Source organism: Mesorhizobium yinganensis, assembly GCF_040081985.1.
Classification (GTDB): Bacteria; Pseudomonadota; Alphaproteobacteria; order Rhizobiales; family Rhizobiaceae; genus Kumtagia; species Kumtagia yinganensis.
In genome coordinates, this window is record NZ_JBEBMH010000001.1 from 255,031 (window position 1) to 277,655 (window position 22,625).

The 22,625-nt window shown below is 64.6% G+C and carries 22 protein-coding genes; 12 read left to right on the forward strand and 10 right to left on the reverse strand.

Translation table 11 applies throughout. The features are described from left to right. Positions 1 to 2: 2 nt before the first annotated feature. Positions 3 to 503, reverse strand: coding sequence for a methyltransferase family protein (locus ABMA59_RS01260; RefSeq protein ID WP_349003476.1), 501 nt, complete (start codon positions 501 to 503; stop codon positions 3 to 5). 582 nt (positions 504 to 1,085) lie between these two features. Continuing rightward, entirely contained in the window at positions 1,086 to 3,137 is a 2,052-nt protein-coding gene (locus tag ABMA59_RS01265; RefSeq protein ID WP_349003477.1) for an elongation factor G, read from the reverse strand. A 262-nt stretch (positions 3,138 to 3,399) separates the two neighbouring features. On the opposite strand from ABMA59_RS01265, the gene ABMA59_RS01270 reads away from it, so the two are divergent. The 3 genes from ABMA59_RS01270 to ABMA59_RS01280 all read left to right on the forward strand — a co-directional run bounded on the left by ABMA59_RS01270 (position 3,400) and on the right by ABMA59_RS01280 (position 6,274). After that, positions 3,400 to 3,810 carry a hypothetical protein gene (locus ABMA59_RS01270; protein ID WP_349003478.1) on the forward strand — a complete coding sequence of 137 codons (411 nt, stop codon included), beginning with the start codon at positions 3,400 to 3,402 and terminating at the stop codon, positions 3,808 to 3,810. Between the two features lie 125 nt (positions 3,811 to 3,935). Then, complete coding sequence (locus tag ABMA59_RS01275) at positions 3,936 to 4,124, forward strand: hypothetical protein (protein WP_349003479.1); 189 nt, start codon at positions 3,936 to 3,938, stop codon at positions 4,122 to 4,124. Between the two features lie 266 nt (positions 4,125 to 4,390). After that, positions 4,391 to 6,274 carry an MFS transporter gene (locus tag ABMA59_RS01280; protein ID WP_349003480.1) on the forward strand — a complete coding sequence of 628 codons (1,884 nt, stop codon included), beginning with the start codon at positions 4,391 to 4,393 and terminating at the stop codon, positions 6,272 to 6,274. A 94-nt stretch (positions 6,275 to 6,368) separates the two neighbouring features. Here ABMA59_RS01280 and ABMA59_RS01285 read toward each other — a convergent pair whose 3' ends face one another. Beyond that, positions 6,369 to 7,499: a PAAR domain-containing protein gene (locus tag ABMA59_RS01285; RefSeq protein ID WP_349003481.1), complete on the reverse strand. Its 1,131-nt coding sequence runs from the start codon at positions 7,497 to 7,499 to the stop codon at positions 6,369 to 6,371. Between the two features lie 176 nt (positions 7,500 to 7,675). Here ABMA59_RS01285 and ABMA59_RS01290 point away from each other — a divergent pair, with 176 nt between their 5' ends. Next, the gene (locus ABMA59_RS01290; RefSeq protein ID WP_349003482.1) at positions 7,676 to 8,071 is read left to right on the forward strand and encodes a (R)-mandelonitrile lyase; all 396 of its coding nucleotides are present in this window, start codon (positions 7,676 to 7,678) and stop codon (positions 8,069 to 8,071) included. A gap of 61 nt (positions 8,072 to 8,132) precedes the next feature. On the opposite strand, the gene ABMA59_RS01295 is transcribed toward ABMA59_RS01290, so the two are convergent. The 4 genes from ABMA59_RS01295 to ABMA59_RS01310 form a co-directional block, all read right to left on the reverse strand. After that, on the reverse strand, positions 8,133 to 9,359 hold the full coding sequence (locus ABMA59_RS01295; protein WP_349003483.1) for a flavin-containing monooxygenase: 1,227 nt from the start codon (positions 9,357 to 9,359) through the stop codon (positions 8,133 to 8,135). A 261-nt stretch (positions 9,360 to 9,620) separates the two neighbouring features. Further along, positions 9,621 to 10,529, reverse strand: coding sequence for a hypothetical protein (locus tag ABMA59_RS01300; RefSeq protein ID WP_349003484.1), 909 nt, complete (start codon positions 10,527 to 10,529; stop codon positions 9,621 to 9,623). Positions 10,530 to 10,948: 419 nt separating this feature from the next. Then, the gene (locus ABMA59_RS01305; protein WP_349003485.1) at positions 10,949 to 11,452 is read right to left on the reverse strand and encodes an ion channel; all 504 of its coding nucleotides are present in this window, start codon (positions 11,450 to 11,452) and stop codon (positions 10,949 to 10,951) included. Positions 11,453 to 11,592: 140 nt separating this feature from the next. Further along, entirely contained in the window at positions 11,593 to 12,795 is a 1,203-nt protein-coding gene (locus ABMA59_RS01310) for a pyridoxal phosphate-dependent aminotransferase (protein WP_349003486.1), read from the reverse strand. 233 nt (positions 12,796 to 13,028) lie between these two features. Between ABMA59_RS01310 and ABMA59_RS01315 the strand changes: the two genes are divergently transcribed. Next, entirely contained in the window at positions 13,029 to 13,940 is a 912-nt protein-coding gene (locus ABMA59_RS01315; RefSeq protein ID WP_349003487.1) for an EAL domain-containing protein, read from the forward strand. Then, positions 13,937 to 14,776, forward strand: a complete 840-nt coding sequence (locus tag ABMA59_RS01320; RefSeq protein ID WP_349003488.1) for an EAL domain-containing protein — start codon at positions 13,937 to 13,939, stop codon at positions 14,774 to 14,776. Before ABMA59_RS01315 ends, ABMA59_RS01320 begins: the two co-directional genes overlap by 4 nt. A gap of 149 nt (positions 14,777 to 14,925) precedes the next feature. Here the strand turns inward: ABMA59_RS01320 and ABMA59_RS01325 are convergent, their stop codons facing one another. Then, positions 14,926 to 15,135 (reverse strand): cold-shock protein, encoded by a 210-nt coding sequence (locus ABMA59_RS01325; protein ID WP_349003489.1) that lies wholly within the window; start codon positions 15,133 to 15,135, stop codon positions 14,926 to 14,928. Between the two features lie 303 nt (positions 15,136 to 15,438). Between ABMA59_RS01325 and ABMA59_RS01330 the strand changes: the two genes are divergently transcribed. From ABMA59_RS01330 to ABMA59_RS01350, 5 genes are all read left to right on the forward strand, one after another. Beyond that, positions 15,439 to 15,753, forward strand: a complete 315-nt coding sequence (locus tag ABMA59_RS01330) for a hypothetical protein (protein WP_349003490.1) — start codon at positions 15,439 to 15,441, stop codon at positions 15,751 to 15,753. A 166-nt stretch (positions 15,754 to 15,919) separates the two neighbouring features. Beyond that, positions 15,920 to 16,840: a transglycosylase SLT domain-containing protein gene (locus ABMA59_RS01335; protein WP_349003491.1), complete on the forward strand. Its 921-nt coding sequence runs from the start codon at positions 15,920 to 15,922 to the stop codon at positions 16,838 to 16,840. Positions 16,841 to 17,022: 182 nt separating this feature from the next. Further along, positions 17,023 to 17,970, forward strand: coding sequence for a S1C family serine protease (locus tag ABMA59_RS01340; protein ID WP_349003492.1), 948 nt, complete (start codon positions 17,023 to 17,025; stop codon positions 17,968 to 17,970). Positions 17,971 to 18,040: 70 nt separating this feature from the next. Next, entirely contained in the window at positions 18,041 to 18,304 is a 264-nt protein-coding gene (locus ABMA59_RS01345; protein ID WP_349003493.1) for a type II toxin-antitoxin system VapB family antitoxin, read from the forward strand. Then, positions 18,301 to 18,696 (forward strand): type II toxin-antitoxin system VapC family toxin, encoded by a 396-nt coding sequence (locus tag ABMA59_RS01350; RefSeq protein ID WP_349003494.1) that lies wholly within the window; start codon positions 18,301 to 18,303, stop codon positions 18,694 to 18,696. Before ABMA59_RS01345 ends, ABMA59_RS01350 begins: the two co-directional genes overlap by 4 nt. Before the next feature lie 18 nt (positions 18,697 to 18,714). Here ABMA59_RS01350 and ABMA59_RS01355 read toward each other — a convergent pair whose 3' ends face one another. Further along, the gene (locus ABMA59_RS01355) at positions 18,715 to 19,140 is read right to left on the reverse strand and encodes a VOC family protein (protein ID WP_349003495.1); all 426 of its coding nucleotides are present in this window, start codon (positions 19,138 to 19,140) and stop codon (positions 18,715 to 18,717) included. Between the two features lie 69 nt (positions 19,141 to 19,209). On the opposite strand from ABMA59_RS01355, the gene ABMA59_RS01360 reads away from it, so the two are divergent. Then, a complete protein-coding gene (locus tag ABMA59_RS01360) occupies positions 19,210 to 19,812 on the forward strand; it encodes a TetR/AcrR family transcriptional regulator (protein ID WP_349003496.1) in 603 nt (200 codons plus the stop codon). A gap of 52 nt (positions 19,813 to 19,864) precedes the next feature. Here ABMA59_RS01360 and ABMA59_RS01365 read toward each other — a convergent pair whose 3' ends face one another. Next, positions 19,865 to 22,528, reverse strand: coding sequence for a patatin-like phospholipase family protein (locus tag ABMA59_RS01365; protein WP_349003497.1), 2,664 nt, complete (start codon positions 22,526 to 22,528; stop codon positions 19,865 to 19,867). Positions 22,529 to 22,625 lie beyond the last annotated feature (97 nt).

Here is a 22,625-nt window from a genome sequence, read left to right on the forward strand (position 1 = left end):
CGTTACAACGGCCGCCATGGCGTCAAGCGCGGAAGCCAGCCGGGCACGGCACGGCGGTAGGCTTGGTATTCGGCACCGTAGCGGCGGGCAAGCACGGGCTCCTCGTAAAAGCGCACGAAAGATACGAAGGCAGCCGCGACCGCGGCCCCGTAGATCGCCACCGAGGTCGCGCCGAACAGCAACGACTGGCCGACGATGATCGAGAGAACCGCGAGATACATCGGATTGCGGACATGGCGGTAGATGCCACCAACCACGAGCCGAGCAGTCGGGGCTACCGGGGCAGGTGTGCCCAGCCCTTCGAGCGCGAAACGCGCGAAGGCGTGCATCAGCACGGCAAGTCCGGGGGCGATAAGGATGCTCGCGGCGAAGACAACCATGAGATGAGGCGAGACTGGCATACGATAGCGGTCGGTCAGGAGGAACGGCACCAGCCCGGCGACGACGCAGGGGACGAAGAGGAAGAACAGCACACTTCCCAACACCGCCGAGCTTTTTCGCAATGTCAAGGTCTCCGAAATCCACCGTGCCAGGAGTAAGTTTCCGGCCTGCCGTAACGTCAATCTGTACTATTCGACGCTGCGGGAAAATTGGACCACAGACGGCTCGTTTTTGCATGGGTGCCTTGCAAACACCATGCTTGTTTCTTGGGCAAGGGAGGCTCATATATTCATCATCTTGAGGGCGCGTTCCTCCTCCCATTAGCGCCCTTGAGTGTTCCCCTCTGGAGGTTCAGCCTTTTTAGGCACTTCCAATCAACTCAGCCGGGTCTTTGCAGATCCGGCTTTTTTGTTTTTCGGGCCTTTGAATCCTCGCGTTTCCGCTGCGCTGCAGCATTTGATGGCCGCCCTCGTTAGAGCGTCGGGGCGGTTGCGGCAGGTTATCGCTGAACATTCCTTGGGCGCTTCCCTGATTTGCCCAACCGTCGAGCAATCTTGCTCGCTGAGGGCAGTCGCTTTGGCCGGCGCTCGACGCGCTGCTCAAATGGGCAGCGTCGCGCGGTGAGTTCGAGGATCACCTGGAGGTAAGCGACGCCTGAGTGTCGGACGCGCCGGCCTGCGCCGGCGCATCCGATCCTTCGTCCGTTATGCCGCCTTGCCGCGCGCCGAGTTCATCACATCGTCGGCCAGCCGTCCGGTAAGCTCCGCCATGTGGTCGAAGCTTGCCTGGTAGCTGGCGACGCCGGCGGTCGCCGAGCGCAATTCGATGATCAGGTTACCGATCTCCGACTGCGGCATGGTCGCCTCGACCACGTCCCAGCCCTTCCAGCCCGGCCTGGCGTCATACCCCAGAATCTGACCGCGCCGTTGCGGCACGATGCCGGTGATCTTCGCGGTAGCGTCGGACGGCGTAAAAATCTGCACCTTCATGATCGGTTCGAGCAGAACCGGCGAGCAGGCGACCAAGCCTTCCTTCATCGCGAGCTTCGCCGCCATCTGGAACGCCATGTCGGAAGAATCCACCGAATGGTAGGAGCCGTCCGACAGGTTCACAGCCACGTCGACCACCGGGAAACCGAGCGGCCCGGTCTTCAGAAAATCGCGGACACCGGTCTCGACCGACTGGATGTAGGTCTTCGGCACGACGCCACCGGTGATCGTGTCGGTGAACTGGAACCCCGAGCCGCGCGGCAGCGGCTTGATCTCGATCACCACGTCGCCGAACTGCCCATGGCCGCCCGACTGCTTCTTGTGGCGACCGCGCTGCTGCGCGGCCTTGCGGATGGTCTCGCGGTAGGGAACGGCGGGCGTTCCCTGCTCCACCGGAATCTGGTTCTTGCCGTCGAGCCGCTCGACGGTGACGCGCAGATGCATCTCGCCATGGCCGGACAGGATGGTCTCGCCCGTGTCCTGATGCGCCACCGCCAGCGACGGGTCTTCTTCCGCCAGGCGCTGGATTGCCGCCGACATTTTTACGTCGTCCTTGCGCTCTCGCGGACGAAGCGCGATGGCGAAGACCGGCTGCGACGGCGTCGCTTCCACAAGTTGTGTGGCGGCGTTCTTGCCGGAACCCAGCGTCTGGCCGGTCCGCGCCCCTTCCAGCTTGCCCAGCGCCACCGTGTCGCCGGCCTTGGCCGAGGAAAGCTTGGCCTGGTCCTTGCCGAGCAGCCGGTAGATGCCGGAGACGCGCGCCGTCCCGCCATCCGGCAGCGTCAGTTCGTTGCCGTCATTGACCGCCCCCGACAGGATGCGGGCGACGGAGAGCTTTCCGCCATGCGCGGTGTGGATGGTCTTCATGACCTGGGCGATCGTGCCGGCGCTTTCCGTGACGCCCAGCCGCTTGCGGGTGGCCTCCACGTCGGCGACGTCGTGGCGGATGGTCTTCAGCAGGCGCAGCACCCCATTGCCCTTCTCGGCCGTGCCGATCAGTACCGGCGTGACATTGCCGTCGCGCAGGTCGGCGGCGAGGTCGTCGAACACCTCGTCCTGCGCCGGCGCGACCTCCTCCAGCAACTGCTCCATCAGATGGTCGTCATGATCGGCAAGGGTCTCCAGCATGGAGAAGCGCGCCTCGACCTCGCGGCCTTTCTCGTCATCGGGAATCTCGGTCACTTCGCTCGGGGCGTGCTCGCGCCAGACATAGGCGCGCTCCAGCGCGAGATCGATCGCACCGACCACGATGCCGTCGCGTCGCAGCGGAATCTGGCGCAGCAGCAGCGGCGTCTCGCTGACCGGCTGCAGCAGCTTCAGCGTGTCGCGCACGCCGGCGGCCGACCTGTCGATCTTGTTGAGGAAGAGGATGCGCGGCAGACCGAGATCGTCCAGCTTGCGCATGATGAGCTGCAGGGCGGGAATCTTCTTCTCGTCGTTCTCGGTGACGACGATCGCTGCGTCGCAGGCGGCAAGTATCGGCTGCGCCTCGAAGGAGAACTCGACCGACCCGGGGCAGTCGACGAAGGTGATCTGCTCGCCCATGAAGTCGACGGTCGCGACGGTGGCCTCGACGCTCATGGCGTGGGCACGCGCCTCCGCCGAACTGTCGCCGACGGTATTTCCGGAGCCTACAACGTTCTGGCGCGGGATCGCGCCGGCGCGCGCGACAATGGCCTCAAGAAGGGTCGTCTTTCCGCTGGCGAAGGGACCGACAATGGCGACGCATTTCGGTCCCGTACGCCTGCCTCCGGCGCGTGTACCCATGGCTGACCTCCACTCAAGCGTTTCCTTGAAGCGGCGGCCGGCCTTGCGACCGTCGCGGGCGGGGCATTTTTCGTTAGCCACCTGCCTGAAACCATCGTCACACCGATTTGATGGGAGGGCAAGGAAAAACCCCCGCTTGCGCCGGCAAAGCAATGCTCCTACTTTGTATGATCTCCGACGTGTTGATCACGACAGCCCTCAACGCGTATGAACGGCATGGTCTGAATCTTTCAGGGAATCAGGACGAAGCGGCCCAAGGTCGATGACAGGTAGCGGCAAGCAACCCACCGAGCGCTTTCTGATCGCCCTCTACAGGACGATGCTCTGGCTTGTCGCCGTCATCGCTCTTGGCGAGGCGCCATCGTCATCCGAGTTCGCCAACCGCTCGACCTACAAATACGTGGCGGAGCAGACGCTTTCGGCAAGCGGCTCCGATCCGTTCCACGGTGCGATTGCCTACCAGGCCTGCGTCTCGGCGCCGGATGATCCGGACGGTCCGACGCCCGGCAACGACCTTGCCGAGGCAAGCGACCATTTCGGCCTGCCTCCAACCTTTTATTCGAATGGCATTTCCACGCGCCTTGCCCTTGGCATGGCGCCCGCATCGGCAACCTCGGAACGAGCCGAGACAGCCGGTACGCAAGCCCGCGCGCCCCCGTTCCGGCTCGTTTGAAGGCAGCCTGCCGGCGTTTCGCCTTGGCGTTCGCCGGATCATTTCAAGCAAATATTCATGACCACGGCCAGGCGAACCATCTCCAATCGGAGCTTCGCGAGCCGTGAAACTTAAAGGAACGACACATGGCCAAGACCCATCCCCTCGGCTTCAGGATCGAGCAGGAAATCAAGCAGGCGTTGACCGCGGCGGCGAAGGAGGATCACCGTTCGGTCTCCTCGCTCGTCGAACTCATCATCGCCAAGTGGCTGCGCGAAAACGGTTATCTCGCCGGCAAGCCGGAGCGGGCGCTGCGCGCGATGCTGGACGCCTGAGCCTATTCGATCCGGGCCGGCGCAAGCCGTCGGCCCGGATCCACGCCGACGCCGTTCAAGGAGCAGACCTTACGGGGGTAAGTTTGCTGCAATAAACTCGGCCCGAGCGCGCTTTCTGTGCTGCGCCGACTGAGACCAAAGTCGTAATCCCATAGTCATAATCCTAAAGACGCGCTCATTTTCGGGGGCGTCTTCTGTCATTTTTCCTCCCGCAGGCTGCGGCGACTCGCTGTCTGCTTCGGCGCATCGCCAATGGGAGGACAACGATGTCAGTGGCAGCAACAGCCGGCGGCCGGTCGCGCGGCATGACGCGGGAGGAGAAGAAAGTCATCTTCGCCTCGTCGCTGGGTACCGTCTTCGAGTGGTACGATTTCTATCTCTACGGTTCGCTTGCCGCCTTCATCGGCGCGACCTTCTTCTCAAGCTATCCGGAAGCGACGCGTAACATCTTCGCCCTGCTCGCCTTCGCCGCCGGCTTTCTCGTGCGCCCCTTCGGCGCGCTGGTGTTCGGCCGCATCGGCGACCTCGTCGGCCGCAAATATACCTTCCTCGTCACCATCCTGATCATGGGCCTGTCGACCTTCCTAGTCGGCCTGCTGCCCGGTTCGGCCTCCTGGGGCATCGCGGCGCCGATCATCCTGATTGCCCTGCGCATGCTGCAGGGCCTTGCGCTGGGCGGCGAATATGGCGGCGCGGCCACTTATGTGGCGGAGCACGCCCCGGACGACCGCCGCGGCTACTACACCTCGTGGATCCAGACCACGGCGACGCTCGGCCTGTTCCTGTCGCTGGTGGTGATCCTCATCATCCAGGGATCGATGTCGAAGGAAACATTCGCCGCTTGGGGCTGGCGCATCCCGTTCCTGCTGTCGTTCATCCTGCTAGGCATTTCGGTCTGGATCCGGCTTTCGCTCAACGAGTCGCCGACATTCCAGCGCATGAAGGAGGAGGGCAAGGGCTCCAAGGCGCCGTTGACCGAGGCCTTTGGCCAGTGGAAGAACGCCCGCATCGCGCTGCTCGCACTGCTCGGTCTGACCGCCGGCCAGGCCGTGGTGTGGTATTCCGGCCAGTTCTACGCACTGTTCTTCCTGCAGAACGTGCTCAAGGTCGACGCGGTGTCGGTCAACATCATGATCGCCATCGCCTTGGCGCTCGGCACCATCTTCTTCGTGGTGTTCGGCTGGCTCTCCGACAAGGTGGGCCGCAAGCCGATCATCATGGCCGGCCTGGCGCTCGCCATCGTCACTTACTTCCCGCTGTTCAAGGCATTGACTTGGGCCGCCAATCCGGCTCTGGCCACGGCGCAGCAGAACACACGGGCGACGGTGACAGCCGCTCCGGGCGACTGCAGGTTCCAATTCAACCCGGTCGGCACCGCGAAGTTCACCACGTCCTGCGATATCGCCACGTCGTTCCTCACCCGCAACTCGGTGCCCTATGACGTGGTCGCGGGTCCCGCCGGGTCGCCGGCCACGGTGAAGATCGGCAACGAAACCATCGAATCGTTCGATGCGGTGGCGGCGGGCGATCAGGCGGCAGCCAAGACGGCGGCCTTCAACAAGGCCGTCAACATCGCTTTGCACGACGGCGGCTACCCGCTCGTTCGCGGTGCGGCGACCGTTGCCGACCAGAAGCTCGACGCCTTCGTCGCCGCCAATCCGGAACTGACGCTGGACGCCGCGGCAATCCGCGCCGGTGAGAAGAAGACGGTGCCGGTGGAGCAGGCGATCAAGGACAAACTGGTGACCGCCGAGGAGGCTGCAGGTGCGACCGAGATCACCGCCTTCAGCATTCCCGGCGCCGGCGCCTTCACCATGGTGGCGGCAGCGGATCAGGTGAACTGGCCGATGGTGATCGGCATCCTGTTCATCCTGGTGCTGTACGTGACCATGGTCTACGGGCCGATCGCGGCGATCCTGGTGGAGATGTTCCCGACCCGCATCCGCTACACCGGCATGTCGTTGCCCTATCACATCGGCAACGGCTGGTTCGGCGGGCTGCTGCCGGCCACCGTCTTCGCCATGAGCGCGGCACGTGGCGATATCTATTTCGGCCTCTGGTATCCGATTGCCATCGCGGCCATGTCGCTGGTCATAGGCATGCTCTTTGTCAGGGATACGCTCGGAACCGATCTGCACGCCAAGGAATAGGGTTTGCGGCGACCTGTGGCGAACCGGCGGGCGGCGACGCCCGCCGGTTTTCTTTTGGTCCCAAGGACGCCCAAATGTTCGCGGGCTTGGCTTCTCAGCGCAGAGAAGGAATCTTCGGCAATGACGGCGGCTTGTTGTTCGCCCATTCCTTTGCCTGTTTCGAGAGATCCTTGCCGAGTTTCTTGGCGTCGTCGATATGCTTCTTGAGTTCGGCCTTCTTCGCCTCGAACTCGGCCTTCTTGGCCTCGTATTTCGCTTTCGCTTCCTCGACCTTGGCCTTGGCGGCTTCGTATTTCTCGCGGGCTTCCTGAAGCTTCTTCTCGGCCTGGGCTCTCGCCTCTTTGATGCGGTCCTCCAGCTTCTTCTTTTCGGCCAGCAGCTCGTTGTAGCGCTGTTTCAGCTCGTCGACCTTCTGCTGCGCCTTGGCGGCCAGGTCTGCTACCTTCGCCGCAGCCTCGTCATAAGCCTTCTGGGCTTCGGCCAGGCCCTGCTTGACCTCGTCAAGCGCCGAGAGCACCGCGGGCGGCACCAGTCCGGGCGGCAGGCCGGCCAGGGCGGTGTCCAGCGCATTCAGTGCGGGCACGGCGTAGTCGGCAAAGGGCGACGCCGGCAGGTCCTTGATCTTCTCGATCGCCTGCGCCGCCGCGGGAACGGCCTTGGCGACGGCCTCCATGACCACGGGCAGGTCCGGCGGCTCGGGTATCGCCGGCAAGGGGAGATCGGGGGCGCCCGGGATGTCGGGCACGGCAGGCAGCGACGGTGCAAGATCGAGCGCGGCCTTGGCCATTGTGTTGAGCAGGCCGGCTTCCGGCGCGGGGATTGCGGGCATTTCCGGCGGGGCGGGCATGGCCGGCATCGCCGGTATATCCGGCATGGCAATCGCGGGGAGGGCCGGCATGCTGGGCAGGGAGGGCGTGACCACGCCGATCTCGCCGATGATGACCGTCGGCCATCCCTGGACGATGACCCCGCCATGCGCGGTGTTGTCGCCGATGCGCGCCGCGTTCAGCCCCAATATGTACACGCCGGCGGAACCGCGCACGATCACGTCGGGCGGTCCGACGCAGATGCACATGTCGGTGATGCGGGCGGCCGGCAGGTTGCCGATCAGCACGGTCGGCGCTCCGGGAGAAACGATAGGGCCGCCGACATGCGGGATCGGCACCACGGCGGGTGTCTGCATCGGGCAGACATGCATGTCTGTGAGACGGGCAGCAGGAGGCATGGGTCAAATCCCACATTGATCGGATCGCGACTCTTGCCCCGTCCAACCCTCATTGCCCCATGAGGCGGACGTCCCATAATCGCTTTTCGCCGCGAAATTGTCCAGCATGGCGTTCTCCGGCGCTTTTCTGTAGGCTGCCGCTCGGTCTTGTGATCGTCAGAGATGGGCAGGTTTCGATGAAGATCATTCCTTGCGGCGGCGCCGCCACCATCCATGCGCCGGAGAGTTATTTTACCGGGCGCGTGTTGCAGACACCGATCATCGAGGCGGAGCAGCCGGCGCGTCTGCGCGCCCTGTCCGTGGCCTTCGAGCCCGGCGCGCGCACGGCGTGGCACACGCATCCGCTTGGACAGACGCTGTACGTCGTCTCCGGCTCGGGCCGCGTCCAGGTCTGGGGCGAGCCGATTCACGAGATCAGGGCCGGCGATACGGTGTTCATCGCGCCGGGCGAAAAACACTGGCACGGCGCCGGGCCGAAAAGCGCGATGACGCATATCGCCATGCAGGAAGCGCTCGACGGCAAGTCGGTTGATTGGCTGGAACACGTTTCGGACGAGCAATACGGCGCGTAGGGACGGGCAGGGAGTGGCCGGCAGGGCGAGCATGTGGAGCTGAATGCAGCTTTGCATGACGTCAACCACCGGCGAGCCTTTCGGCAATCAAGGTTGCGAAAAGCGCCGACTCCTCGTTGACCGCCCGGATCGTTCCCGACTTACGTTTGGTGCCGAAATCGAGGCCCGCGAAAAACAGGCCCGGAACGGCACCGACGCCGTCGACATGAACGGGCTGGCCTTTTTCATCGAGCGCGCCGGCAACGCCGAGATAGCTGTAGTCGCCACGGAAGCCGGTGCACCAGACGATGCAGCCAAGGCCAGACACGTCGAGTTCAAGGATTGGCGGATCGGGCAGGCGTGGCGCAACGGTTTCAGCCGGGTCGTCTTCGGCCGGAGGCGCGTCTATGCCGGACCGGTCGATATAGGAATCGATCCAGTCCTTAACGCGGGCCGATGCCTCGTTGCCGAGCAGAAGGTTGGCGACGACGTCGTCGCTAAAGGTCAGCATCCGGTTGTCGGAGAATCCGGTCAGCCGGCCGGTCAACCGCACACCCTCTGCCGACAGGAATTGGAGAGACAGCGTGCGGGTCGCGCCGATCACCCCCCGGGCCGGCAGCCGGCCGTCCGGCGCGGCGGCGATCAGGTCGGCCCGTTTCACATCCATGAAGCCGCTGTCGTCGAGCCAGCGCAGCGTATCCTTTCCCCGATAGCGGCGCAGGAGACGGCCAACCCTGCCGGTCGACAGGTAGACGGGTCGGCCAGCAATAGCCAGGTCATAGGCGATCTGGGCTCCGGATTGACCGGAGCCGACGACCAGGACAGGTCCGGCCGGCAAGCCATCCGCGCTTCGGTAGTCGCATCCGTCCACCTGCGGCACCGGTAGGGAGGCCGCCCATGCCGGGCGCGGCAAGGGGCGGTTCAGGCTGCCGCTGGCGATCACGACGTTGCGGGCGCGCACCGCCTCGCCGGCGACCTCGACGACAAAGCCATTCTCTTGGCCGGCCGACAATGCCGTGACCGTGCGATCCTCCTCCACAGGCAGATTGTGCCGGCGCACATAATCCTCCAGCAAGGCGATGAACTCGCCATGCGTCAGCGCCCCGTCCGGGTCGGGACCGGTGTAACGCTCGCCAGGCATCAGCGTGTCGGCGGTGGTCGTGTTCAGCCGGAAACTGTCCCACCGTTGCGTCCGCCATGTCTGGCCGATGCGTGCGCGCTCGAAAACGCGATGGCGGATACCGCGCTGCGCCAGTTCATAGCTGACGCCGAGACCGGCCCACCCCGCACCGATCACCACAGTATCCATCCCGAGCCGCCAATCTTGGTTGAGGCTTGATTAGATGACAGGCATGTTCGCATCGTATCACTATCCGCAGGCGCAGGGCAGATGGCTCGAAGTGCCCGTAGTGGGCCGCTTTGTAGATCGGAGCCGAACGGATAGGGCCAGTTCCGCAGCGGACGAGCGCACGGGGTGCTTTCCGACGGCACAAATCCCCGCCCAGGCTGCGGAAAAATCCGCGCCGGCCGTTGGTCCTTGGATTTGTGGTGTCCGGCAAGGGCGTAGCCGTCATGACGTGTCGGGGCGATCCAGGGCGTAGACGGCCAGCGCATGCGCGTGAGCAAGGATCTCGTCGACCTCGCGGATTTTTCCCGGATGGGTCGCGACGGGATCGTAGCGCGACAGCCGGCCGCCGGGCGGACGTCCGCGCCGCAGCGGCGAGAGGCGCCGGAGCCGACTGGTGCCGGAACTGCCCTGCGCGAGCGCTGCGTCGCGCCGTGCCTGCCAGCGGGCGAAGCGTTTTGCCTGTCCCGGCAGGTCGTCGAGTGCGGCGGTGAGCGCGGCAAGGCGCTGGCCGAGACGGACGGCATCGATCGGATCGTCGGAAGATGGCGGTGGCGGCAGCGGGCGATACGGCGCGTTGAAATCGAGGCCCAGGATGCGCGGGGCGGCGTGGGCGGGCACAGGGCGGCGGCGGACGCGGAACGGACGCCGTAGTGGGTCGAGCAGCGACAGCGAGCGGATGCGCGGGGCGGGCTTGGGACGTTTCTTCGGCCCCTTTGGCATGAAGGCCCGGGGACCCCGCAGCATCTCGGGCTTCGGTTTGCGCGGGCGTAGCGGCGGAAGCTTTACCACGATCCCGCGCGCCGCCGCGATGATCAGCCGCCGCGCGGCGGCTTCGGCCGGACGCAACAGCCGCAGGATGGCGAGATAGAGAGCGCGGGGAAGGGTAAGTGCCGGGTTAAGTGCCGGGGACAGTTTACTTTTTTCCGCCAGCACCTGCCTTGAAGCGGCTGCGCCTTTCCGCGGAAAGAAAAAAAACTGTCCCCCAGCGCCAAGGCTTCCAGCGCCAAGGCTCCCAGCGCCCGGCATTCCAGCGCCTAGCTTCTCAACACCCATCCCGGCCATGGCGACAAGCATGACGAGGATACGCTTCAGCGCCTCCAGGTTTCGCTCGATTGCCGCTGTCCCGTCCATCGCCGCTGCCTTTCGTCACCGCCATGATCGGTGTTTGCGGGAAAACCGATGGCAAGTATGAGGCGGGTCTTTGGGCAGGGGACCATAATCGCTTGCGACGGCAGTTCGAACGCAGGGAGAAAGACAACAGGTCAAGCAAAAACAAAGGCCTGGCAGCCTTGCAGCTCGCCATCCGGGAAAATTTTCCGCTTCGCGGGGATTTTTGATCCCCGTTTTGGTGCTGGAAATCGGGGGGGCGGTTGCCCGAATTCGGCTCTTGGACAGCGATTTGAGGTCGACCGGCCTGAGCTTGCCCGATCCACCGCTTCCGAAGTCCGGTTCGGGTTGCGGGACTGAAGTTGGTCCTCAGCGTCGTTTGCCCCACTCCGCCCGGCGGAAGATAGTCAATCGCATAGGCCGGATCGGTCGGCTCAAGCGGCTTAGCGGCCGCTTGAACCGGATTCGTCGGCGCGACCCTTGTTCAGTCCCTTGGCGCGCAGTCTGTCGAGTTTGCCAAACTCCGTCATGATGCTGACCAGCACGCTTCCGGTCCAGCCGAATGTGAACAGGCCCGACATTGCGATGATCGGCCCGATCAGACGCCATCGTTCGGGAAGGGTCACGGTGCCTTCGCCGAGCGTCGTGTAACTCTGCAGAACGTAGTAATAGCTGTCGCGCATGGAGGGGATCAGGCCAAACGCGGAAACGGGAATTGCCCAGAGCAGGGTTTCGGTGAAATGCAGGGTTGCAAGAGCGCCGATCGTGAAAGCAAGAAGCAGGTTGAGCCGCCAATGCGGGGTGGCGGGGTTCATCCGAATCCAGGACTTGCTGAACCTTTGGTTGATCGTGCGAATGCCCGCGCCATGCACGAAGATGATGACAATCAGGGTGAGGGTGCCGAGAACTGTTTCCAGAACCGGGATCGGAACCGAAAGTCCGTCCATAGCCAACCTAGCTCCTTCTGACCCGCGGCGTTTGTACGGCAACCCAAGCCGTATCCGATGCGGCTAGCAAATATCAGCATCCCAAAACGAAAAGACCCGGCGCGGCGGCCGGGTCCGTCCGTTGCGTCCGTGTCGGCGGCTCAGCTCAGGCTGGCCGTGAACCGCTGGATGCGCACGCAGGCTTGCTCCAGCAGCGTCTCGGACGTGGCGTAGGAGATGCGGAAGTTCGGGCCGAGGCCGAATGCCGTGCCGAACACCACGGCCACGCCCTCGGCTTCCAGAAGCTCGGCGCAAAAATCCTCGTCATTGGCGATGACCTTTCCCGACGGAGCCTTCTTGCCGATCAGCGCGTCGCAGGACGGGTAGACATAGAAGGCGCCTTCCGGCGACGGGCAGACGATGCCGCGCGCCTGGTTCAGCATCGACACGACGAGATCGCGGCGGCCCTGGAAGATCGCCTTGTTCTTCGCGATGAAATCCTGCGGGCCGTTCAGCGCCTCCACCGAAGCCCATTGCGCGATGGTGCAGGCGCCGGAGGTCTGCTGGCCCTGGATCATGTCCATGGCCTTCAGAAGCTGGACCGGACCCGCCGCGTAGCCGATGCGCCAGCCGGTCATGGCATAGGCTTTCGACACGCCGTTCATGGTCAGCGTGCGGTCGTAGAGGTTCGGTTCGACCTCCGCGATGGTCTTGAAGACGAAATCGCCATAGGTCAGGTGCTCGTACATGTCGTCGGTAAGCACCCAGACCTGCGGGTGCTTCAACAGCACATCGGCCAGCGCGCGAAGTTCCGCCTCGGTATAGGCGGCGCCGGACGGGTTCGACGGCGAGTTCAGAACCAGCCACTTCGACTTCGGGGTGATCGCCTTCTCCAGTGCCTCCGCCGTCAGCTTGAAGCCGTTGGCCGAGGTCGTCGCCGCGAAGGTCGGCGTGCCGCCGCACAGCAGCACCATCTCCGGATAGCTCACCCAGTAGGGCGTCGGGATGACCACCTCGTCGCCGGGGTTCAGCGTCGCCATGAAGGCGTTGAACAGGATCTGCTTGCCGCCGGTGCCGACGATGGTCTGCTCGGGCTTGTAGTCCAGATTGTTCTCGCGCTTGAATTTCTTGGCGATCGCCTCGCGCAGCGGCGCGATGCCGGAGACCGGCGGATATTTCGTCTCGCCGCGGCGGATCGCCTCGATCGCCGCGTTCTTGATATTGTCCGGCGTATCGAAATCCGGTTCGCCAGCGCCCAGACCGATGACGTCGCGGCCTTTCGCCTTGAGCTCGCGCGCTTTCTGGGTGACCGCGATCGTGGCAGAGGGCTTCACGCGGGAAAGGGCGTCGGCAAGGAATGCCATGACTGGATGTCTCCAAGAGGTTCGGACCGGCGCAGCGCCGTGGTTGAGTGCCCGCGCGACATCGACCGTTCGGACGACGTCCGGCCGCGGGCGAGGCTCTAATGTCCGATCGTGGGGCGATGTGCAAGCACCGCATCGTTACCGGGACAATTCTCGTTTGGTGAACAGCGTCGTTAACGCCCGATAAAAGCTTGCCTGCCTATGGTCGCTGCCTATCCGCAGCAGAGGCAGACGTGTCGCGCAGTTCAGTTCTCGCCCACATCGTCAAGGACGATGACGGCACGTCGAAGGGCGTGTGGGGTCCGTTCGTCCTGAAAAGCGCGTTCCAGCCGATCTTCGCCTTCCATGACGGCAAGCTTTCCGTCGCCGCTTTCGAAGGGCTGATCCGGCCCTTCCGCGACGACGATGTATCGGTTCCTCCCGGTTCGTTCTTCGCCGCTTTGCCGGCGATGGACCGTTTCCACGTCGAGACCCTGACCCGGACGCTGCACCTTCTCAACGCGGCCGCCTGCCTGCCCAGGGAAACCGCCATCTTCGTGAATTTCGACCCTTCCGTCTTCATCGACCGCATCATCGCCGACACGGCGCTGTCCGACATGCGCGTCACGCTGAACGAGGTCGGCATCGACCCGCACCGTGTCGTCTGCGAGGTGACGGAGCAGAAGTCGGGATCGCAGGAGGCGCTGTATGATTTCGTGCAGGCGCTGCGCGCCAATGGCTTCAAGATCGCCGTCGACGACTATGGCGCCGAGGATTCCGACATCGAGCGCATCAAGGCGCTGCGGCCTGAGATCGTCAAGTTCGACGCGCACTGGATCACCCATCTGATGGAGACGGGACCAGGCTTCGGCCTGCTCAGCGCCATGGTCGAGATCTTTGCCGGGCGTGGCATCGTCACGGTTTTCGAAGGCATCGAGGAGAACTGGCAGCTCGATCTTGCCGAGAGATCGGGCGCTTCGATGGTGCAGGGTTACGTGCTCGCCCGGCCCGAACTCGCACCCATCAGTTTCGCGTCGTTCCGGACAGTTGCGCTGCCCATGCCGGCCACGGCCCCGCAACCCGTCGTTCGCGTCGCCAAGCAACGGCCGGGCGTGCCGCTCGTCCGGCCGTCCGCCAGGACATTCGGCCGCAAAGTCGTTCAATGAGTTCGCGTGAAGAGACATTTCCGATCGCGCGGGCGATCGCTGTCGACGAGATCGGCCTGTCTTTCGGCATTCTCGGCGCCGTCCGGCTGAAGAGCGTCTACCAGCCGATCTTTGCCCGGCTGGGCGAGACGCTGGTGCCGGTCGCGATGTCGGCGGCGGTCAGGATCGAGAGCGGCGGCAAGCCTGCCCCGGACGATGTGTTATCGACGTTGACGCCGGAGGAACGGGCGCTGCTGCCGCGCATCGGGCGCCGGCTCGCGGTGCGCAATCTCGCCCATATCGGTTGCGAGGAGCCGGATTTCGACCTGATTCTGGGTCTTTCCGGCGATGCCGAAGCATTGCGCGCGGAAGCCGATGCCCTGCTCGGGGAGGCGGCTTCGGCGGGGCTTGGCAAGGGCCGCATCTGCTTCGATCTCAGCGGTCTGGCCGAGGCGGACGCCTTCGGCCCGCTGGCCGCTGAACTGGAGCGCATGGGAGCGTCCTATGCGCTCGACCTGGAAACGGCGGGCAAGCTCGGCGGCGGATCGGGCGTCGGGACCGCGCCGTCGGTGGTGCGCATCCCGGCGGCCTGGACGCGCCGCATCGTCGGCGAGGCGGATCTGCTGCGCGTGTTGCGGTTGCTGGTCGCCACGCTGAAGGGGCGTGGCGCGGCCGCGCAGATCGAGGGCCTGGAAGATGCGGCGCAATTGCGGGCCGCGATTGCCGCCGGCGCCGACCGGATGCAGGGAGATTTTCTGGCTCCGCCGGCGCTGGCCGGCACCGACTTCGACGATTCTCCGCGCGCCCTGGCGAAACTGATCGGCGGGCCGGCGAATGTGGTGCCGCTTACGGCCTGAGCGATGGCGGCGGCGCTCGATCCAAGAATGCCGGGAGCCAAGGTCCCTGTTCTCAACGGCGCGCGGCCGGATACACCGGCAGCCATCGTCCCACAATGAAAAAGGCGGGAAAAATCCCGCCTTTTTCATTTTCTGCGAAGTGCGGTCGATCAGACCTTGGCCAGCTTGCCGGCGGCGGACTTGCCGGTGCGGCGGTCCTGCTCGATCTCGAAGCTGATCTTCTGGCCCTCGACGAGGCTCGTCATGCCGGCGCGCTCAACCGCCGAGATATGAACGAACACGTCCGCACCACCGGCGTCCGGCTGAATGAAGCCATAACCCTTGGTGGTGTTGAACCATTTGACGGTACCGGTAGCCATCTTGTCTCCTGAAGTCGCTACGTTGTCTGACCGGGCTAAGGCGCCCGGCGGGCCCTATCGAAATTTGCAGATGAACGTCAGCGGACGCGAGGCTGTCGCGAGCTACCGATCGACCGAAAATTCAATTGCTCGCGTATAAAATGCTTCTCCTTTCGAGACAAGGGGTGATCGGGCTGGCGGCTCACGGCGTCGTGATGCAAAGTGACATATCGACGCTGTACCGGATGCGGAAATCCTCCGTATCTCCATCAAGCGGTGAAGCCGGCGAAAGCGCCGGCCCCGTCCAACCGGCGGAGTTTTGTGATGAAAACCGTCCTACTGGGTCTCGCGCTCGCGATGGTCGCGGGCGACGCCTATGCGATCTCGCGCTACAATTCGATGGGCATGAGCTGCGGCCAGGTGCAGGCACATATCGAAAACGAGGGCGCCGTGCTCATGCGCTACCGCTCGCGCAGCGGTGCGCCGCTCTACGGCCGCTATGTCGCCGACATCCGCTTCTGTCCGACCAGCACGCGGCCGGAATGGCGCTACATCCCGGCTGCCGACACCGGCCAGTGCCCGGTGCTGGAATGCGAGTACTACGACCTCGACGACGATCCGTTCCTGTTTGGACGGTGAGGGTCGCACGTCTTTTTTGAATTGAATTTTCGCCGTGCGGGAAAGCCATTGGCTTGGCTTTCCCCACAATGACGGCCCATGCCATCCGTCGCATGACGAAGCGATTGCCCGATACGTTAAAGTTTTGTAAAGCGGCAGGAGGGGACAACAGGAAGCAGCGGTCGAATTGCCCGAGATTTCGAGATTCCTTCTGCTGATCGCAGCGCTGGCGCCCGTCGGGCTCGCCGGCTGCGCATCGACCGGTACAGAGACCTCCGCGAGTTTCAACCTCGCGCCGACCGACCACGTGCTGCCGGAAACCGTCGCGGTGCTGCCGAGCCCATCGGGCGAGGTTTCGGTCGCCAATTACGTCCAGCCGGCATCGGTCAGCGGAGCGGCGAGTGCCGCGCAGGCGGCCGCGGCGACGAAGCCGATTGAAACCTCGACCGCCGCCGCCGTTGCCAAACCCGCCGAAGTGGCCCACGCTTCGACTGCCGCCAAGCCAGCCGAGGTTGCAACCGCCCCGGCCTCGGCGCCGGCGCCAAAACCGGCGGAGCGCGAAAAGGCGCCGGTTGTGGCCGCCGCCGCGAAGCCGGCCGCGCCGCGCGCCAAGACAGCCGCGCTGACCGCCTTCCCCGAGGCTCCCGCGCCGGTCGCCTATGCTTCCGCAGGCGACGCCGCCGTCCCGGTGACGCTCGCCTCCTACCTGAAACCCAACAGCCCGACGCCGCTCGACACACTGATCGCCAAATATGCCGCGCTTTACGAGGTGCCGGTCGACCTCGTCCGCCGGGTGGTCAAGCGCGAGAGCAATTTTAATCCGGCCGCCTTCAATCGCGGCCACTACGGCCTCATGCAGATCAAGCACGCCACGGCGCGCGGCATGGGCTACCAGGGTCCGGCGAAAGGCCTGTTCGACGCCGAGACCAACCTCAAATACGCGGTCAAATACCTGCGCGGCGCCTATATGGTCGCCGACGGCGACCACAACCGCGCCGACCGGCTTTATCAATCCGGCTATTATTACCACGCCAAGCGAAAAGGCCTGCTCGACGAGACCGGGCTCGGCGAGGACCGCGTAAGGCGCCGCGCCGGCGCCTCGATGTAGATGGTCGTCGCGCGGCCGGCCGGCCGGTAGACTGCTACGGTGTTCGCCCGGCTCAAGGAGCGCGGCCTTTATCCGCCGGCTTTGTTTCCAGCACGCCGCGGCAGCGTATCCCAGCCCCTCGCACGCCGCCCCTTCACACCCCACATGATCGGAAAACATTCCTTTCCGAAAGGGGGTGCCCCATGGGCTATCATGACAAGGATCTCGGCGCCGATGCCGTGCTGCTCGACGCCTATTCCGAAACCGTCGCCGGCGCGGTCGACCGTGTCGGACCGGCGGTGGCGCGGATCGAGCGGGTGGGCGGGCAGGGCGGCCATGGCTCGGGTTTCGTCATCTCGCCGGACGGGCTGATCGTCACCAACAACCATGTCGTCGAGGACTCGCGAGCCGTGCGCGTGACCCTGCCGGACGGGGTTTCCGGCGAGGGCAGGGTACTCGGGCGCGACCCCGACACCGACATCGCGCTGGTGCGGGCCGACCTCAGCCCGCCGGTCTTTGCGCCGCTGGGCGACAGCAAGCGGCTGAGGCGCGGGCAGATCGCGATTGCCATCGGCAACCCGCTCGGCTTCGAATGGACGGTGACGGCGGGCGTCGTCTCGGCGCTCGGGCGCTCGATGCGCGCCGCCACCGGCCGGCTGATCGACGACGTCATCCAGACGGACGCCTCGCTCAATCCCGGCAATTCCGGCGGGCCACTGGTGTCGTCGGCGGGCGAGGTCGTCGGCGTCAACACCGCCGTCATCCATGGCGCGCAAGGCATCGCCTTCGCGGTCGCCTCCAACACGGCGAATTTCGTGATCTCGGAGATCCTGCGCTTCGGCCGGGTGCGGCGCGCTTTCATCGGCGTGTCGGCCGACACCATCACGCTGCCGCGCCGCACCGCGCTGCGGGCCGGGCTGGCGCGCGACACGGCGGTGCGCCTGCGCACCGTGGAGAAGGACGGGCCGGCCGGGCGGGCCGGTCTTCGCGAGGGCGACGTGATCCTGTCGATCGACGGGCGTTCCGTCACCGGCGTCGACGATCTCATCCGCCTGCTCGACGGCGACAGGATCGGCCGCGAGGCCGCTTTCGCGGTGCTGTCGCCGCGCGGGCTGGAGACGAAGACGGTGATGCCGACGGCGCGCGGCTGATGCGCTGGGTTCGCCGCCTTTACAGGGGCCGGTCTTGAGCCCTATTCTAGAATGGCTGGAGATTTATAGAATGGGCCTGTCGATCAAGAACGACGAAGTGGAACGGCTGGCGCGCGATCTCGCCAGCCGCCGCAAGATCTCCATCACCGAGGCGATCCGCCAAAGCCTCGAACGCGAGGTCGCGCGCGAAAAGCTTCTGCCGCGCCCTGAAAAGAGCGAGCGTCTGGCGCGGATGCTGGAGATTGCCGAACGTGCCGCGGCGCTCCCGCGGATTTCCGACCTGAGCGACGACGAGATACTCGGCTATGACGAACATGGCGCGCCGACCCGATGATCGTCGATTCATCGGCTCTCGTGGCGATCCTGCTGGGCGAGCCTGACGGCCAGGCGTTCGCGGCGGCCATCGACCAGTCGGCAAGCGCCGGTATCGCAGCGCCGAACGTTGTCGAGGCTGCCATGGTTCTGGTCGGGCGGGTGGGACCTGCTGCGAATACGATGCTCGACGAGTTTCTGACGGTGGCGGAAATTCGCACTGTGCCCTTCACCGCGGACCATGCGGCGGTCGCCCGGCAGGCGTTCCTGCGCTACGGCAAGGGCCGGCACGCTGCCGGCCTCAATTTTGGCGACTGCATCGCCTACGCCACCGCGAAGCTTGAACAGATGCCGCTGCTCTTCAAGGGTGACGATTTTCGCAGGACCGATGTCGAGCCGGCCCTGCCATCCTGATCATCAGGGCGCCGGCCACTACGAACCCGCTACGCCTTCGGCGTATTGTGCGACAAACTCCCCGCTTGGCGGGATCGGCTTGATCACGTCGATCATGACGCCGTTCGGGTCGGCGGTGATGAAGTGCCGCTGGCCAAACTCCTCGTCGCGCAGCGTCCGCAGGATGGGCAGGCCCGCCGCCTGGACCCGCGCATAGATGGCGTCGGGGTCGCGCACCTCGAAATTGATCAGCAGCCCTTGCGTCTTGGCCCGGCCCGCCGGCGGCACCGATTCGTGATCCCACTGGACGATGCCCAAGTTGACGCGCTTGTCCTCGGCGGATTGCAGATGCACGTACCACTCGTTTTCGAAGAGGGGCTGGAAGCTGAAATGCTTGATGTAGAAGGCAGCCGTGCCGGTAACGTCGTCGGTCATCAGGACGGGATAGTAGCTGGTCGTTTTCATGGCTTCCCTTTCTAGGCATTAAAACATACAGTCTGCATGTTTCTGTGAATTAACATACAGGCTGCATGTATGCAAGATAAAAACGAACGCCGCACGAACCGCGAGCGCAGCGAGACGACGCGCGCCGTTCTGATCGACGCGGCGCGAAAACTGTTCATCGAAAGGGGTTATGCCGAAACCGCGACGCCCGACATCGTCGCGGCGGCCGGCGTGACGCGCGGCGCGCTCTATCACCATTTCGAGGACAAGAAGGCGCTGTTCGCGGCAGTCGCCGAGGCGGAAGCCGAGGCGGTGGCGGCCGAGACCGAGGGCGCGGTTCTGGACGGCATGCGGCCGCGAGAGGCCCTGATCAAGGGCGGCGAAGCCTATCTCGCCGCGCTGGCGCAGCCGGGGCGCACACGGCTGCTGCTGCTCGATGGGCCGGCGGTTCTCGGGCGGGCGGGCATGGACGAGATCGACAACCGCCACGGCACCCGCTCGCTGCGCGGCGGAATCGTGTTCGTCGTGCAGGCAGGCGGGTTGCCGCGTGATCTGCCGATCGAGGCGATGACGCAATTGCTTGCCTCTGCCTATGACCGTGCGGCGCTCGCCATCGAGACTGGCGGCGATGCCGACGCCTATCGGGCGGCGCTGGCCATGTTGATCGACGGGCTGGCGGCGCTTTGCGGTTGAACGGTCTGCCGCAGGGGCTACACCCGCCGCAGGACGAGAGCCTAGCGCCGGTTCAGGACAGCAGATCCCGTCTCATCCGGTCGACCACACTTTCCGATTTGCCGAGCGGCGAGGCGAAGGGTTGTCGCTTGTTGATCAGTGCCCTCATCATCGCATGGAAACCCAGCGCACGGTAAGCCTCCATCTGCTCTTCGGAGAAGAATTGGTCGCCGGTGGATTCGTGTGGGAACATCGGGTAGCGGCGTTCGTAGTCGAGGATGTAGTCCGGCTCGTCGCCGGTAACGGTCGCCTTGACGTAAACGAGCACGCCTTCGACGGTCTCTGAGCCGTCCTTTTCATAAAGGATGCGGCCTATGGCGAAATGCTGGTTGTGTGCATCGGCGTCCTTGGGGACCTGCTTGGTCTTGTCCCTTTGCCGCTCGATCGCCGCATCGCGCACTGGCCACCAGTCGAGTGAAATGCGTACGCCCTCGTCGATGCGGGCGAAGCGCTGGACGTCGCAAAAGGCGCCGAAATTCATCGCCGGATCGGCTTCCGCGTCGACGATGACGATGAATTTGCAGCGCCGCTTCAGCAACTGATAGAGCCCGATATTGTCGATGTGGCCGCCGTCGGTGACATAGATGCGCGCGCTCTGCGCATCCAGGCGCCCGAAGGCTTCGTTGAAAAGGTAGAGGCGCAGCAGCTCATGCCAGCGGCGTTTTTCGCGCAGCGGCGAAAGATTGCGCGGATTGACGAGCCAGAAGCCGAGCCTCAGATTGAGCAAAGCCAGCGTTGGGCCAAGCAGGCCGATGCCGATCCGACCCATGCTGGACGATACGGCCGCACCCGAGATCGCGGCAGCCGTCGCCAGGTCGAGTTGCGGCTCGAATTTTCCCAGGAGCCTCGATCCTGCATACCCGGTAGCGTCGCTGCCGACATAGTCGCGTGAAAACAGGAAGAACTCAGCGTTGCGGCCGCGCTTGGCTGGGTCCGGCCTCGGCGTCGCCCCGGGTCCGATGGCAGCCTCCGAAACTGGCATGGCGCGGCCGTCCGGTGTGCGTTTCTTCGTCTCGTCGAGCCCGCGCCGTACGTTCAGCGCCGCGTTGACCAGCAGGTAGGGCGCGCTGTCGTTGATCTCGTGGAGGCGCAGCGGCTCCTCGTTGTCGACCTTGCCCATCCTGAACGCAACGCTCAGCCGGTCGCGATAGAGCCGGTGCAGACCGTTCGCATTTTCGGTGAAATTGTAGCTGACGGTGATAACAAGCGCCGACAGCGCCAAATAATTGAACAGCACCGTCCAATGCGCGGAGTCGATTGGCTCGCCTTTGCGCGTGGCGATGGCCGCGTATACCAGGAATGTCGTGAGTACGCCGATCGCGACGATCACGCCTAGGATTCTCAGCCACGTCCGCCAGCCCCCCAGGCCCGCGACGACCGCCATCCCGCCCCGAAGAAGGGCGAGCATTCGGCCGGCGCGCACCACCGCGACGGTGCGCACGGCCACGAAAAGGGCCAGTATTCCCAGTTCGATCGCTAGGAACCGGCTATCGGCCGAGACGAAGAATTGCGGCGCGTACAGATAGCCGTGCGGCATGCCCGGCAGGGATACGATGTCCAGGCCCCAGACAACCACCAGCAAGAGGACGCTGTAGAGAAGGATGGGCAAGGCCAGACCGAGCGCGAGGAACGCGGTCCGCGCCAGCGCCGCCTGAACGCGCGCGCCGAAAGTCGCCGAGCCGAGCGCTTTCTGGATCAGGCTGATCAGCCGATCCCGGAAGGCGGCCGTCGCTGCGACAACGGCGGCCGCGGCCGTCCCCAGCGCCTGCAGGCTGCTATAGTTGGCGCTGTCGCGTGTCGCGAACTCGATGATCTTGCCGATGATGACCGGTTGCGCCTCCAGCACCAGGGAAACGACAAGCGCAAAGGCGAGGGCGAAGCCGAAACGGGTCCCCTTGCTGCCGGGCTCGAATATCCGCTGCGAATAGCGCCGTTTATATGCCTCGACGTACGAGCGCCACAGAGCCCAACCGGTCAGCCACAAGGCCAGGAAGACCGCCAGTGCCTTTGAAACGATAAATGGGTCGCGCAGCAACCTGGCCGCCACCTGCCGCCACTGGCCCTCCTTCAGGTCGCAGCCGCACAGATAAATGGTAATGTCGTAGAGGACGTTGTGGTCCAGATAGTCCGTGGTCGGATTCATCAGGATGGCGAGCGTCGCTACCACCAAGAACACCGACATGACCAGCAGGAAGTTGACCATCAGTCCGCGCAGGATCACCGTCAACGAGGTCAGAAGGTCACGGGTACCTTTCGGCGCCAGGAAGCGGCTGTAATCCCGCAGGTGAGTGACGGGTTCGCTGTCGCGCACGTCGCCGCTGCCCGCGGCGCTCGCCGTGAACGGAAAAATCCCCGGGCGGCGGTTCATCGCCGCGACCATGCCGGCGCCGATGTAGCCGCCGCCGGAAACCGTCGACAGATAGTCGGCTCGGGCAATCAGTCCCTGCTGATCAAGCGCCTGAAGCGCCCCCAGGCAGAACGAGGCTGACCGGATACCGCCGCCCGAAAGTGCCACGCCGAAAAGATTGGGCGGCTGTTCGTTCCTCAGCCTGGCCGCCTCGGCGGCCGCGTCCTTCCGCCGTTGCAGGCGTCGACGCCAAATAGCCTCGTTTTCCGCGGCCCGAACGTCGTCGAAATTTTCTGTATAGAAGCGAGTTGGATTTGCTGGATCGGCCATGATCCCCTCGCGGGATCCAGTTTCCGGCACAGGAGAGCAGAGTTTTGCAACGTTGGCAAACGTCTTTGTCTGTCAGTTGGACAATGTCCGCAGGTTC